Annotated in this window: 10 protein-coding genes and 2 pseudogenes; 6 read left to right on the top strand and 6 right to left on the bottom strand. The window is 70.1% G+C overall.

Features of this window, described 5'->3' with window-relative positions:
* Nucleotides 1–169 precede the first annotated feature (169 nt).
* Nucleotides 170–1,087, bottom strand: coding sequence for a fructosamine kinase family protein (locus tag AB0761_RS05730; RefSeq protein WP_377267862.1), 918 nt, complete (start codon nucleotides 1,085–1,087; stop codon nucleotides 170–172).
* 274 nt (nucleotides 1,088–1,361) lie between these two features.
* Nucleotides 1,362–2,978: an ADP-ribosyltransferase domain-containing protein gene (locus tag AB0761_RS05725; RefSeq protein WP_377267861.1), complete on the bottom strand. Its 1,617-nt coding sequence runs from the start codon at nucleotides 2,976–2,978 to the stop codon at nucleotides 1,362–1,364.
* 186 nt (nucleotides 2,979–3,164) lie between these two features.
* Here AB0761_RS05725 and AB0761_RS05720 point away from each other — a divergent pair, with 186 nt between their 5' ends.
* The 3 genes and pseudogenes from AB0761_RS05720 (at nucleotide 3,165) to AB0761_RS05710 (ending at nucleotide 5,846) form a co-directional block, all read left to right on the top strand.
* The gene (locus tag AB0761_RS05720; protein WP_377267860.1) at nucleotides 3,165–3,842 is read left to right on the top strand and encodes a macro domain-containing protein; all 678 of its coding nucleotides are present in this window, start codon (nucleotides 3,165–3,167) and stop codon (nucleotides 3,840–3,842) included.
* A 228-nt stretch (nucleotides 3,843–4,070) separates the two neighbouring features.
* Complete coding sequence (locus AB0761_RS05715) at nucleotides 4,071–4,820, top strand: phytanoyl-CoA dioxygenase family protein (RefSeq protein ID WP_377267859.1); 750 nt, start codon at nucleotides 4,071–4,073, stop codon at nucleotides 4,818–4,820.
* A 226-nt stretch (nucleotides 4,821–5,046) separates the two neighbouring features.
* A pseudogene (locus AB0761_RS05710) lies at nucleotides 5,047–5,846 on the top strand (alpha/beta fold hydrolase).
* 251 nt (nucleotides 5,847–6,097) lie between these two features.
* Here the strand turns inward: AB0761_RS05710 and AB0761_RS05705 are convergent.
* Complete coding sequence (locus AB0761_RS05705) at nucleotides 6,098–6,313, bottom strand: hypothetical protein (protein ID WP_377267858.1); 216 nt, start codon at nucleotides 6,311–6,313, stop codon at nucleotides 6,098–6,100.
* 108 nt (nucleotides 6,314–6,421) lie between these two features.
* Here AB0761_RS05705 and AB0761_RS05700 point away from each other — a divergent pair.
* The 3 genes and pseudogenes from AB0761_RS05700 (at nucleotide 6,422) to AB0761_RS05690 (ending at nucleotide 9,684) form a co-directional block, all read left to right on the top strand.
* Nucleotides 6,422–7,145: pseudogene (locus AB0761_RS05700) on the top strand (vWA domain-containing protein).
* A 157-nt stretch (nucleotides 7,146–7,302) separates the two neighbouring features.
* Entirely contained in the window at nucleotides 7,303–8,565 is a 1,263-nt protein-coding gene (locus AB0761_RS05695) for an MFS transporter (protein ID WP_377267857.1), read from the top strand.
* Nucleotides 8,566–8,832: 267 nt separating this feature from the next.
* Nucleotides 8,833–9,684 carry a serine hydrolase gene (locus AB0761_RS05690; RefSeq protein WP_377267856.1) on the top strand — a complete coding sequence of 284 codons (852 nt, stop codon included), beginning with the start codon at nucleotides 8,833–8,835 and terminating at the stop codon, nucleotides 9,682–9,684.
* 512 nt (nucleotides 9,685–10,196) lie between these two features.
* Here AB0761_RS05690 and AB0761_RS05685 read toward each other — a convergent pair.
* The 3 genes from AB0761_RS05685 to AB0761_RS05675 form a co-directional block, all read right to left on the bottom strand.
* Nucleotides 10,197–11,690 (bottom strand): purine-cytosine permease family protein, encoded by a 1,494-nt coding sequence (locus AB0761_RS05685; RefSeq protein WP_377267855.1) that lies wholly within the window; start codon nucleotides 11,688–11,690, stop codon nucleotides 10,197–10,199.
* Nucleotides 11,691–11,828: 138 nt separating this feature from the next.
* Complete coding sequence (gene hisC, locus AB0761_RS05680; RefSeq protein WP_377267854.1) at nucleotides 11,829–12,860, bottom strand: histidinol-phosphate transaminase; 1,032 nt, start codon at nucleotides 12,858–12,860, stop codon at nucleotides 11,829–11,831.
* Nucleotides 12,857–13,591, bottom strand: coding sequence for an IclR family transcriptional regulator (locus AB0761_RS05675; protein WP_377267853.1), 735 nt, complete (start codon nucleotides 13,589–13,591; stop codon nucleotides 12,857–12,859). The genes hisC and AB0761_RS05675 overlap by 4 nt, the downstream gene beginning before the upstream one ends.
* Nucleotides 13,592–13,651: the final 60 nt, after the last annotated feature.

Here is a 13,651-nt window from a genome sequence, read left to right as displayed (position 1 = left end):
GTTGTGCGGCTCGCGGCGGGTGTGACAGCGGCCCCTGCCGGTGGCGTCCAAGATTCCTGCACCAACGGATGCCATCGGCGAGGGGCCGTCACCGTGTCACCGTACTGCTCGACTGGACCGACGACAGCTGGGTCGGCCGGTGCAACTGGTCGGCCTGGCCTTGCCGTACTCAGCTGTCGGCTTCGGGCAGACTGTGTGGCTTGCCGGGAGAAGCGCCGCTTCGCCGGAACGGCGTGATGATCTTCCGGACGGCCTCGGCAGCGCCCCAGTCGTCGTCGTCATGGGCGATGGTGCTGAGGAGTTCCCGGAGATGGAGAAGGGGCATCCGTTCCTCCCAGCCCTCCTGGAGCGGGGCGATCTCCTGGTATGCGGCGAAGAAACGCTCCGCAGCGGCCGGGCGCGGTGAGCACCACAGCATGCTGAGGTCGACTTCGGGCCAGTTGTAGGAGACGGCGGGGTCGATGAGCACGGGGGCGCCGTCGCTGGTGGCGACGATGTTCTCCTGCCACAGATCGCCGTGGGTCAGACACGGGGGCTGGGGCGGAACCAGTTCGGGCAGGGCCGCGCACAGCCGTTCCAGGGCTTGCCGCTCCTCACGGTCGAATGCGGCCTCGACCAGTGGTTCCGGAAGCCAGCGCAGGATGCGCCGCTCCCCGAAAAAGGCGTGGCCGTCCGTCTCCCAGGTGTTGTCCTGACGCAGTCGGCCCAGCCAGCCGTCGCGATGCCATCCGAACCGGTCGGAGACGGTCGACATATGCAGGGCCGCAAGCATATGGGCGAGTTTCTCCCAGAACTGCTCGTCGTCCCGGCGCGGCTGCATCTTCTCCAGTACGAGCAGACGCGGAGAGGCGCACAACACGTCAGGCGTGTTCGCGCCGCCGAGGGTGCGGAGTTCGGACAGACCGGTGGACTCAACCGGGAACACATCCCGATCCGGTCCGAGCAGGGTCTTGGCGAACAACTCGGTGCCGTCCTGAAGCGTCACCAGGCCCGCGATGGCGACCACTCCGCCGACGGCCCTTTTCACCTCTTCTGCGGGGTAGCCCGCTTCACGGAGCCGATCCGCAAGTATCTCCTCGTGTGACATCCGCAAGTCTTAACATATGTACCGTTCACGAACCAGGGATCAGCCTTGAGGTGTGGGCCTGGTGACGTCTCGTCAGTAACAGTACGCACTGCTCACCAGCAGGCTTTCGGGCCACCGGAGCGCGCCGCTTCCACGGCACGAAGCGACGCGCCGGCTGCGGAGGACGGTCGGCTCGCCCCGCTCACCGGCCGCAGACCCCCGACCTCCGCCGACTTCGCCGAGGGCACTCGGGCTCGGTGGGCGGCCGAGACAGGGACCCGCACCGGGTTGCTGGTCAGGACACCAGGGTCTGCTCCTCCAGCTCCGTCAGCTTCACGGTGCACAGGCCGCCGCGCTCGACCTTGACATCCGTCACCTTCAGCTGGGTGCCCGGCAGGAGGATGAACTCCTCCTCGCCGGTGAAGGCGGAGAAGTCGCGGATGCCCACGGCGCGGGCAGGGACCACCTCGAAGAGTGTCCGCTTGCCCCGGCCGCCGAGGAACGCCTTGGCCACACCGAGTTCGGACGTGCACGAGGACACGCCCCACCAGGCCACGGTCCGTCCCAGCGGGTACTGCGCACGCAGGTCCAGCGACACCCCTCGCCACAACGGCTCGGTGCGGACGGGGAGTTGCGACACCGCCGAGAACAGCAGCCGCAGATACGGCAGATACGGGACGAGCCTGGTCCGGTCCGGGGAGCGCAGGATGGCGTTGATCTCCCGGTAGAACGCGGACTCGCAGGTGTAGAGGAAGAGGGCGGCGATCCCGTCGGCGGACAGGCCCTCCGACGTGACGTCCGCCCGCCGCTTGCCGAACTCGTGCGACCGGTCGACATGCCGGCCCAGCCCGGACAGCAGCTCGGCGACCGGGGCGACGGCCTCGCGGAAGTCCAGGAGCGGGGTGTCGAACACACCGGTGATCGCGGGGAGGACGAGGCCCTCGTCCTTCACGCTGGAGAGCCGGTCGAGGTACAGCTGGTGCAGTTCCATGGTGGACGCGATGAACGCGCCCATGCGGTCGGCGATGTCGCCGTCGGAGCCGCCGGTCGGTGCGGCGGTCTCGTTCCAGCCGGTGCTGGGCAGCCAGTCGATCGGGTCGGCGCCCAGCGATGCGAGGGCCTCGTTCACCATCTCGAAGTGGTCGCCGTCGCAGAAGATATCGCCCTGCGCGGCGGGGTTGGCGTGGTCGATGTGCCGGACCTCGACGTCGGGGTACTTCTTCTGGAGCCTGAGAACGACCTTCTTCAGACTGCGCGCATGCGCCCCCCACCACGCGAAGACGACCCCGCGGTCCTCCTCGTCGGCGCTCTGCTTGGCCTTGAGGATCTCCTCGACGATGCGCTCGGCGACGGGCCGCCAGAAGCCGGTGTGCCGGTCGGTGCCGACGGCCCCGTCGCTGCTGGCCGTCAGCGCCGCGTTCAGCAGCAGTACGCCCTGTGTGAGCATCGCCTGGAACCACTCCGGCGGCTGCACGGTGTCCTGCTTCTTCAGCAGCGCGCGGATGTCGGCTATCGGGGTCTTCTTGGGAATGCCGTACTTCCACATCCCCGCCGCCTTGATGATGCAGCGGATACTGACGACCCTGCCGAACTGGCTGTCCTTCCAGTCATGGAAGGTGTTGTCGAACATGGCTATGCCGGTGGCGCTCTCCGGCCGCGGGTAGGGGTTCTGCCCGAAGACGACCACCTTCCATTTGTGCGGCGCGTTGGGCTTGAGTGCCTGGAAGGTCAGTTCGCGGACGGGGACGACCTCGGGGCTGCGGCCCGGGCCGATGAACGCGGCCGCGTCCGGCTGTGCCTCGATGACCGGCTTCAGCAGCGGAAGCCACGTTTCACCCCCGCCCTTGAACAGTTCCGCGAGGGCCAGCGGGTCGTTCGGGTCGGGCGTGGCGGGGGTGTGGGCATCGCTCATGGTGGAGGGACTCCGATGGGTCGCACTGTGCTGATGGAAGGCCTGATCGGCGAAGTGTCCATGAGGATAGGTCAGCCCACCGACACCGCACCGTGGTTGGCGCAGTGCCGGTCCCGGGGCCGCTCTGTCAGTGGGGCACGGTAGCGTCCCGATCAGTTGAGTGACCGTTCCGGATCGGAGTGAACCATGACCGTGGACCGCATGCAGTCGCCGCTCAGGGTGGTGCTGACCGACATCAACACCGCAGTGGTGGAGGCGTGGCGGGCGGCGTTCGCCGACACCCCCGGGATCGAGATCCGCAAGGGCTCGATCCTCGACGAGGACGTCGACGCCTGGGTCAGCCCCACCAACTCCCGGGGCCGGATGGACGGCGGGGTCGACGCGGCCGTCAAGCGGTATCTGGGAGCGGGCATCCAGCTGCGGGTGCAGAGGGCGATCCGCAGCCAGTTCGCGGGAGCTCTCCCGGTGGGCAGCGCGGTGTGTGTTCCGTCCGGGGCCGTCAAGCCGCGGTTTCTGATCTCGACACCGACGATGGAGGCCTCCTCGCAGAACGTCAGTGAGACCCTGAATGTGGCTCTGGCCTGCGCCGCCGCGTTCCAGGCGATCCACCGGCAGAACGAGAAAGCGCCCGGCAGCATCCGGTCGGTGGCACTGGTCGGCATGGGTGCCCAGACCGGCCGGGTGCCGGCGCGAGTATGCGCCAACCTGATGTGGACGGGTTACACCCTCTTCACCGACCACTCCTTCGAGGACTACGACGACCTGCGCAGCACGATCGTCGCGCAGCTCGACGACATCGAAAGCGCGCCCGTGGAGAAGCGGGTCCGTATAGCCCCGCCCAAGCGCACCGCCTCGCGCCGCTGACAGGGGTTCTCGGCCGCTCCTGTCCCACTCCCGACCTCGGGCTCCAAGGACCTCTCGCCAGTGGGTCACGGGTGCTGTGTTCTCTGTGCGCCTGGCGCCGGAGGAGTCCGGACACCACCGGGGTACAGCCATGGCTCGTCCGGTGGGGCCCCGGTGCCCGTCCCATCGGGGCCGCGAGGCAAACAAAGGGCTTGCTCCATGAGCAGTGCGGGTGCTGGCATGGGGGACATGGCTGCGATCAGCGACGACATGCGGCTGACCTTCCGCAGGCAGGGATACCTCGTGGTCCCAGGGGTCCTCGACCAGCGGCAGATCGCCTTTGGACGCAGGGCCGTCCGGGCCGTGCTTGCGAAGTGGCCCCCGGCGGACGGTCATTCGGGACCGCACTCTGTCTTCCGGCGCTTCGGGGAGGAGGGCCACCCGCTGCTCGACTTCTACCGTGAGACCGGGGTCGAGGCGCTGGCGGGACAGCTGCTCCGCCGCGGGCTCGGGATGCAGGACCCCGAGCACGTCCAGGTGGCGACCACTATTCCGCCGTGGCCGCACCGACCGGGTGGCCCGCACGTCGACGGACTGACACCCACGGAGCCGGACGGGCGCCCCGGCACCTTCACGGTGCTCGCCGGTGTGTGGCTCACCGATCACACGGCGCCGGACCGTGGCAACCTCTGGATGTGGCCCCGTACCCACCTCAGGTTCGGGCAGTATCTCGCCGAGCGCGGGGCTGATGCCCTCACCCGGATCGACGAGATGGCACCAGGGCCGTATCCGAGGATCGAACTCGGGGATCCGGTACAGGCGTTGGGTCCTGCGGGCAGCGTGCTCTTCGCCCACTACCTGCTGGCCCACAACATCGGCAACCACACCGGGTCGTCGGCCGACGAGCGCCGGGAGACCCTCTACTACCGGCTGCTGGCCGAGGGGCACCGGAAGCGCTGGCGGGAGGCGGTCGCGGATCCGCTGGCCGAGTTCTCCTGACCTGATCGCCGGTGCACCCGCGGGCCGGGCCCGGTGCGGACACAGGCGGGCCCGCCGAACGGCGGTCCGGCGGACCCGCGGACCGGCAGACCGGCGGACGGTTCCACGCACGGCTCCGGCGACGGAGTTCGGAGCTCAAGTTCGACTTCGGGCTTGGGAGTTGGACGTTCGCCGTTCAGACTTGGGCGTTGTGATCATTGCCGGCGCAGAACCTGGAGGTCCAAGAGTGGCATGGTCCGAGCGTGTGGTCGTACGGGACGGCGTCCGGCTCGTCTGCCGGGACTGGGGAGGGCAGGGGCAGCCGATCGTGCTGCTGCACGGCCTCGCCGGCTACGCAGGTGAGTGGGATGTGACAGCCCGGCGCCTGAGTCCCGGATTCCGGGTGGTCGCCGTCGACCAGCGGGGGCACGGCGCCGGTGAGCGGCATCCGGAGGATGTCTCCCGTGAGGCCTATGTCGCCGACGTCGCCGCTGTCGTGGAGCAACTGGGCCTGACCCGGCCCGTCCTGCTCGGCCAGTCGATGGGCGGCCACACGGCCATGCTGACCGCTGCGGCGCACCCCGACTGGGTGCGCGCGCTCGTGCTCATCGAGGCCGGGGCGGGTGGTCCGGACCCGGGCGGCCCGGCGAAGATCGATCGATGGCTGAAATCCTGGCCGGTCCCGTTCCCGACGCGTGAGCACGCGGTCCGGTTCTTCGGCGGCGGGCCTTGGGCGAGGGCTGGGCGGACGGGCTGGAGGAACGCGACAGCGGATGGTGGCCCCGCTTTGACCGAGATGTGATGGTCCGCTCGCTGGCGGCGCTCGCCGAGCGCTCCTTCTGGCACGAGTGGGGCCTCGTCAGCTGTCCCACGCTGCTCATCCTCGCCCAGTCGAGTTTCATCCCGCCGGAGGAGGTCGACACATTGCTCGGCACCCGGCCCTCCACGCTCGCCATGAGCGTCCCCGGCACCAGCCACGACCTGCATCTGCAGCAGCCCGCGACCGTGCACACCGCCCTCGTCGAATTCCTGGCAAGCCTCTCCTGACCTGGGCACGGACCGCTCACCGCGCGTCGCTGCCCCCTTGCGGCCCACTGCCGGGCAGCCGGACCCCGATGCTGCCCGCCGGCTCGGCCGGCCAGGTGCCGTACGACGCTGCGGTGAGCTCAGGAGCGGTCCCCGGGGCCGGGGATGGGGCAACTCTCCGGTGCGCCCGGACCGGACCGACGGGGATGTCCGGGCAAGCCGGCCCCGGCGGCCCGGCTGCCCAGCTCCGCTCCACTCCGCTCCGCGGGATGTCACTCCCAGCGCCAGCGGACGGTGTGGACGAGCTCGGGGAACGCCGTGGGTTTCCATGCCGTCCAGCCGTCGTGTCCGCAGGCCTGCGTCGCCTGACGGGCGGTCGGAGCGGCAGGAGGGTTGAGCAGGGCAAGCGTCTCCGGCGCGTGCACCGCAAGCCAGGCGTCAACACGCCGCCACGACCCGGACACCGAAGACCCAGTGATCTCGCCCATGGCCGGCATCCTTCCCCAATCATTCAGACAGGGCGAACGGTGCCCGAAGCGGCGCTACCGTGTGCGGCGCGGGCCGATGAGCGGCCGTAGGGCACAAAGGGGGCGGGTATGGCCATCAGTCTGGAGAAGATGCAGGCAGCAGCGCCGGGGCTGGTGAACCTGTACAAGGGCGCGCGGGTATCGCTGGAGAAGGCCGGGGTCGCGGGGGAGCGGCGGGCTGCGGTCTATCTGGTGCTGGACCGGTCGGGCAGTATGCGACGGCACTACCGTGACGGGGCGGTGCAGCGGCTGGCGGAGCAGGTGCTGGGGCTGGCGGCCAACCTGGACGACGACGGGGTCGTGCCGGTGGTGTTCTTCTCCACCGAGGTCGACGGGGTCGCGGAGATCGCGTTGGAGGGGTACCAGGGCCGTGTGAACGCGCTGCACGAGGGCTACGGCCATATGGGGCGGACCAACTACCACCTGGCGATGCAGGCGGTCCTCGACCACTACGAGGCGTCCGGCTCGACGCAGCCCGCGCTGGTGGTGTTCCAGACGGACGGCGGCCCGTCGTCGCGGTCGGCGGCGGAGCGGCTGCTGTGTACTGCGGCTCGGTTGCCGGTGTTCTGGCAGTTCGTGGGTTTCGGGGAACCGGGCAGCAAGGAGTTCGACTTCCTGCGGAAGCTGGACGAGTTGCCGGTGCCGGGCAGGAGGGTCGTGGACAACGCGGGGTTCTATGCGGGCGGGGGTCGAGCCCGCCGGGGTGCCGGACGCCGTGCTGTACGACGCGCTGATGGCGGAGTTCCCGCAGTGGCTGGTGGCCGCGCGGGCGGCCGGCGTCATCACGGGCTGACGAGGCCGTTGCGTCGGACGGCAGGGGCCGGGATCGGGTGGCGAGGCACCGGTCCTCCAGTCCTCCAGGCCTCACTGGCACGTCGCAGGGCCGCACCGGTCTCGCGATGAGAGACGGAGTGTTCAGTCAATGGTCAGGTGCCCTACCGTCCTGGGGTATGGGAGCGGGCATCGCACGCGACGGCCGACTGCGCGGCGGAGCGCTGAGGCAGGTGGGGGAGGCGCTGCGGCGCAGGGACTTCCGCTGGTGGTTCGGCAGTCAGATCCTCTCGGCCTCCGGGGCGGCGACCCAGAATGTCGCGCTCTCCTGGATCGTGCTGCAACAGAGCGGCGACGCCCTCTGGCTGAGCATGCTGACGGTCTGTGCCCTGGGTCCTGTGCTGCTTCTCGGTGCCTGGGCCGGAGCGCTGGTGGACCGGATGGATCGGCGCAGGCTGCTGACGGTCACCCAGACCCTGATGATGATCATTGGTGTGACGCTGAGTGTGCTGGCGGCCACCGGGGTGCTGAACCTGGCGCTGATTCTCTCCATCGCGGTGCTGACCGGAGTGGTCTCGGCCGTGGACGCCCCGGCCCGGCAGGTCTATGTGGTGGACCTGGTCGGCCCGGCCGGGGTGGCCAGCGCCGTCGGCCTCTGGGAGGTGGCCCTCAACAGTTCCCGGGTGCTGGGCCCCAGCGTCGGCGGGGTGCTGCTGGCGACCACAGGTCCGGCGATGTGCTTCCTGGTGAACGCGCTCTCCTATCTGCTCCCCCTGTACGTCCTGGCCAGGCTGGCGCCGCGGCACGCCGAGGAGCGCATCCGGGCACCTCGTGAGCGCGGTTCGATCTCTTCCGGGCTGCGCTACGCCTGGCGGACTCCGGTGGTCCGGGCCTGCCTGCCGATGGCCGCGGCCAGCGGAATGATCTTCACGATGGGGATCGCCCTGCCCGTACTGGCCACCCGGGCGCTGCATGTGGGTGGCGGGGGGTACGGGGCGCTGATGGCCGCCTTCGGCATCGGAGCGCTGCCCGGAGCGCTGCTCGCGGCCGGGCATCCTGTCCCCAGCGGGCGGCGGGTGCGGCTGCTGGCCCTGGCCACGGCGGTGGCGGTGCTGCTGGTGGCCTGCGCCCAGAACCTCGCGGAGGCCTTCGGCGCGATGATGGCGACCGGCTTCACCTCGATCTGGTTCATCGCTTCCGCCAACACCCTCGTCCAGCTGCGCACCGAGCCGGACATGCAGGGCAGGGTGATGGGCCTGTGGAACACGGCGCTGCCGGGCACGGTGCCGCTCACCGGTTTCCTCGTCGCCGCGGTGAGCCAGCATGTGGGAGCGCGGCTCGGTTTCTCCGTCTCGGGTATCGCCCTGCTCGGCGCCGCGCTGCTCGGCTGGCGCGCGCTTGCCGACCGTGAGAACGGCGGCACCCGACGACTGGCCGGATGACCCCGGTCGGGCCGGCAGCCCCGTACCCGCCCGCCGTAGCACCCGCCGCGGCCAGGGTGCACGGCCGCGCAGGTGACACATCCCACCCTCTTCGGCGCCGGACGGGCGCGCAGACAGTTCGGAAGCGAACCGTTTTCGTACGGCAATCAACCTGAGACAGTCGCCCGGCAGGCTCTCGGAAATATCACCACACATCGCTCGTATGTGCCCCACGGTCACTGCGGCCGGTGCGCCCTGCCTGATGCTCCTCGTCTGAAAGTCCTGCCTGTGCGTTCCTTCATATCCCGAGCGACGCGTCGGACGGCGCCGCTCGCCCTCGCTGTTCCCCTCGCCCTGCTGCCGCTGGCCGGCTTCGCGCCCGCCGCGCAGGCTGCCACCGGGCCGCTGTGCACATCGCGGACCTCGCAGGCGCTGGCCACCAAGCTCACCAAGGACATCAACACGGCGCTGTCGGGACGGTCCGGAACGATCTCCGTGGCCCTCTACGACCGCCGCACCGGCACCGGGTGCTCGCTGGGGTACGACCGCCGCTTCGACTCCGCCAGCACGGTCAAGGTGACCGTGCTGGCCACCGCACTCCGCCGGGCGCAGGAGCAGCACCGCTCCCTGACCGCGAGCGAGCAGAAGCTGATCACCGCCATGATCACGCAGTCCGACAACGACTCGACCACGGCACTGTGGACGTCACTGGGCACCACCCGGATCCGGAACTTCCTGACGCTGGCGGGGATGAGCGAGACCACCCTGGACCCCGAGGGACACTGGGGCCTGACCCAGATCACCGCTCGAGACGAGCTCAAACTGCTCGCCCTGCTGGACTCCCCCAACAGTGTGCTCACGCCGACCTCCCAGGCCTACGCGCTGAAGCAGATGGCGGCCGTCGTGTCGTCGCAGCGCTGGGGAACGCCGGCGGGCGCCCCCGCCGGGGTGACGGTGCGGGTGAAGAACGGCTGGCTGTCGCGGGCCACGCTCGGCTGGCGGGTCCACAGCCTGGGCGACTTCGCCCGCGGCGGCAGCACCTACCGTCTGGTGGTGCTGAGCCATGGCAACGCCACCATGGACTACGGCGTCGGTACCATCGAGCGCGTGGCCCGGGCCGTCCACCGAGACCTCAACTGAGCGCACCGACCCGACCCGGCCCCCGCACGCGGCACAAGGGCTGCGGGGGCCCCCGCCGGTTGTGGAACTGCTCGTTTCCGTCGGCTGGGCCGCGGCGGCGGCGCTGTCGCGGTGGGTGCCGCTCATTCCCGGGGTGCTGCTCCTGCCAGGCGAGGCAGTCCGTCAGCCGCGCCCCGACCCATGGGTCGGCGGCGAGCTCCGCGGGCAGCCGGGACGTCTCATCGCAGTCTGCGACGGCACGGACCACCCTGCTGCGAACCGAGTGACCGCCGCGCCGGATCGCGGGCGGAGCATCGGACGTGCCGCCGTGGAGGTCGGCACCGCGCGGGCGGGGATCGGCAGCGTACGACCTCAGCCCGGAAGACCGGTTCGATGCGCACACCGTGTGATCTCCGGCCTGTGAGGGCCGCCGCCGTTCCCGGGCGGGCGGAAGGCGCTGCCCACGGTGTGGCCCGGCTCGGCCGAGTGCGGTGCTCGGCCGAGCCGGCGGGGCGAGGACTGCGGTGGGCGGGTCAGGGCCTCGAGGTGCTCCCGGCGTGACCGACCTCGGCGGGTGCCCCGGGAGTGGACGGCTCGAGGAAACCCTCGGGGTAGATCATCTGCTCGGGGGCTCGGGAGCGGCTGCGGCCCAGGGGGAGGTACAGGCCCGCGGTGACCACCAGGCCGACGATCCAGGAGACGTCGGCGCCGCCCAGTGCCTTGGTGATCGGTCCGGTGTACAGCGTCTGGTCGAGGAAGGGGATCTGGGCGACGACCCCGACGGTGTAGCAGCCGAGTGCCACGGCGTTCCAGCGGCCGTAGCGGTCGGCCGGCCTGTAGAGCGCGGGGATGTCGACCTTCTCGCGCGAGACCAGGTAGTAGTCGATGAGGTTGATGGCGCTCCAGGGGGTGAACACCATCAGCAGAGTGAGCACGAAGTTCTTGAAGTCGCTGAGGAAGTTACTGCTGGCCACGTCTGCGATGAGCACCGATGCGGCGATGAAGCCGATGATGTAGAGACTGCGCGCGCGTGGTGAGACATGCCGCTCGCGGGTGAAGGCCGACACCGTGGTGACGATCGACATGAACCCGCCGTAGGCATTGAGCGTGTTGACCGTCAGTTTGCCGACCACGACGACCAGATAGACCAGCATCGCCACCGTACCGCCGCCACCGAGGCGGCCGAGGAAACCGACCTGGTTGTCCAGGAACCCGGCGCCGGAAGCGGCCGGGACGGCGGCGACGAGGGCGCCGAAGGCCATGGACCACTGGGACCCGATGACGCTTCCCCACAGGGTGCAGTGGAAGGTGGTGCGCGGCGAGGTCAGGCGCGGAAGGTAGCGTGAGTAGTCCGCGACATAGGGGCCATAGGTGAGCTGCCAGCCGGCGCCCAGGGAGATCGCCAGCAGAAAGGTCGCGCCGTCGAAGGGCTTGGCGCCCAGAAGGCTCGACAGATGGGGCGTGGTCGTGACCAGCCGGACGGCCAGGTATGTGAAGCCGATGCCGCCGAGGACGGTCGCGGCCCGTCCGAGGGCGTGGATGTGGCGGTAGCCGAGTACGGCGACGGCGGCGGTGAGGACTCCGAAGACCGCGATCCCCACGCCTTGCATGTCGGTGTGCACGATCTCGTCGACCGCCTGCCCCGCCAGCACGGTGCCGGTGGCGGCGAAGCCGAGGTACATCACGATGACCAGGACGAGCGGCAGGACCGCTCCGAAGACGCCGAACTGCGCCCGGCTGGAGATCATCTGCGGCAGCCCCAGGCGGGGGCCCTGCGCCGAGTGCAGTGCCATGACGATGCCGCCGAGCAGATTGCCGACCAGCAGGCCGGTGATCCCCCACAGCGGGTCGGCGCCGAAGACGGTGGCCAGTGCGCCGTTGACGACCGCGGTGATCTGCATGTTCGCGCCGAACCACAGCGTGAACTGGTTGAACGGTGTGCCATGGCGTTCGGATTCGGGCACGACCTCGATGGTGCGCCGTTCGATGAGCGTCGCGGCTCCGGCGGGGGGATCGTTGGGTGTCATGGTGGTCCGGCTCCTTGGGCGAGGGGTGACCAATGGCGGTGCGGGGTCAGGGATGTGGGTGTGCGCGCGTCCGGGCGTACGGCCCGCGCTGGCTGCTCCGGTCCGGCGGGCCGACTTGCCTGGGCCGGTACTGCCGGGCTAGGCCAGAGCCCGCTGGAGGAGTTCGAGTCCCCTTGCGGTCGGGACGCTCATCCGTACGGTGCCGGGTACGCCCAGCGTGCTGCCCGGGCGGACCGCGATCCCGTGTGCGGCGAGCCTGGCGACCAGCCGTTGCTCGTCCGGGGTCTGGACCAGGAGGAAGTTCGCCTGGGAGGGGACCACGCGGTAGCCGGCCGTGGTGATGAGCTCGGTCAGCAGTGTCCGGTGCTCGATGGTGTGCTGCCTGACCGCCTGCCGGTGCTCGGGGTCGCGCAGCGCGGCGAGGGCGGCCGCCTGGGCGAGGGATCCGACGGAGAAGGGGGCGCGGATCGTGCGCAGCGTCGCCACGATCTCGGCGTCGGCCACCAGGTAGCCCACCCGCAGGCCGGCCAGTCCGTGGATCTTGGAGAAGGTGCGCAGCACTGCGACCCTGCCCTCGCGTGCGAGCGGTACGGCGGTGGTGGCGGCGGGGTTGTCGGCGAAGTCGACGTATGCCTCGTCCACCACGACCAGGCCCGCCCGGCTTGTGGCGGCGAAGTGATCGAGCGCCTCGAAGGGCAGTGCGGTTCCGGTGGGGTTGTGCGGGTTGACGACGTAGGCGATGTCCGCCGCCACGTCCGCCATCGCGTCCAGATCGTGCGTCCAGTCGCGCAAGGGGACCTTCGTCACCCGCGCGTTGACGACCTGGCTGCTGATCTCGTCCATGCGATAGGCAGGATCGGCGCAGACGGCATGTCCCCCGTGCGCGAGGTATGCCCAGGCCAGCAGGAAGATCAGCTCGTCGGAGCCATTGCCGAGCAGGATCTGGGCGGGGGAGACCTCATGCAGCCCGGCCAGTTCCGTGCGTAGCTCGTCGGCCAGCGGATCGGGGTAGGTGTGGGCCCGAGAGGCCGCCTGGGCCACCGCCCGGACGACCTCGGGGCTGGCACCGAGCGGGGACTCGTTGGAAGCCAGCGAGCCGTCCTCGGTCGCGGAGTGGGTACCGGGCCGGTAGGGATGGATACGGCTCAGCCATGGTCTGGGTGCGATCACTTGCTGTTCCCTCCGAGCATGGATGTCAGTCGGGCGGCGGCTGTGCGGACCTGGTGGGCCACGTCGCCGTCGGGTGCCCTGGTGCCGCGGAGGTAGCTGACGCCGACGGCTCCCTTGGGCCCTGCGGTGTCGAAGACCGGTGCGGCGACGCACTCGACGCCGACGGCGACATGGCCGGGGTCGGCGGCGTATCCGCGGGCGCGGACCGCGGCGAGCTCCTCGGTGAGCGTGTCGAGAGCGACATCGCCCGTTGTAACGCTCACCGTCACGTGATCGGCCAGCTCGTTGGGGTCCAGCCAGGCCAGGCAGCACTTGCCGACGGCGGTCAGATGCGAGGGCAGCCGGGCGCCGACGGAGCTGGCGAGCTGTACGCCGACGGCCGGCGGGTCCTGTTTGTACAGGTACACCGCCTCGGTGCCGTCCAGCACCGCGTAGTGGGCAGTGGCCTCCAGCGCCCTGCTGAGCGCCACCAGCTCGGCGGCGATCACGCCGCCCACTCCGGAGACGCGGAGGTGGGCCGCTCCGACCTCGAACGCCTTGATGCCGACGGTGTACCCCGCCGGCTCGCACACCTCGACGAACCGCTCGGTTGCGAGATCCCGCAGGATCCCGTGGGCGGTGCTCTTGGGGATGAGCAGCGCCTCCGAGATGTGCTTGAGGGTCAGCGGCTTCTCCGATTGCGCGATCAGATCCAGGATCCGCAGGGCCCGGGTCACGGAGCTGAGCTGCACGACACCACTCCTAGGTTCGTATATACGAACGGAAATCGTTTATATGAATGAGGTTGGGCG

This window comes from Peterkaempfera podocarpi (genome assembly GCF_042466665.1).
Classification (GTDB): Bacteria; Actinomycetota; Actinomycetes; order Streptomycetales; family Streptomycetaceae; genus Peterkaempfera; species Peterkaempfera podocarpi.
Note: the sequence above shows the minus strand (reverse complement) of the source record. Positions and strands in the feature narration are given on the sequence as shown.

What these genes read in the sequence shown, in the direction of transcription:
- AB0761_RS05705 (WP_377267858.1), bottom strand. Translation starts at nt 6,313, where the DNA reads ATGGGCGAGATCACTGGGTCTTCGGTGTCCGGGTCGTGGCGGCGTGTT.
- AB0761_RS05720 (WP_377267860.1), top strand. Translation starts at nt 3,165, where the DNA reads ATGACCGTGGACCGCATGCAGTCGCCGCTCAGGGTGGTGCTGACCGAC.
- AB0761_RS05730 (WP_377267862.1), bottom strand. Translation starts at nt 1,087, where the DNA reads ATGTCACACGAGGAGATACTTGCGGATCGGCTCCGTGAAGCGGGCTAC.
- AB0761_RS05715 (WP_377267859.1), top strand. Translation starts at nt 4,071, where the DNA reads ATGGCTGCGATCAGCGACGACATGCGGCTGACCTTCCGCAGGCAGGGA.
- AB0761_RS05685 (WP_377267855.1), bottom strand. Translation starts at nt 11,690, where the DNA reads ATGACACCCAACGATCCCCCCGCCGGAGCCGCGACGCTCATCGAACGG.
- AB0761_RS05725 (WP_377267861.1), bottom strand. Translation starts at nt 2,978, where the DNA reads ATGAGCGATGCCCACACCCCCGCCACGCCCGACCCGAACGACCCGCTG.
- AB0761_RS05695 (WP_377267857.1), top strand. Translation starts at nt 7,303, where the DNA reads ATGGGAGCGGGCATCGCACGCGACGGCCGACTGCGCGGCGGAGCGCTG.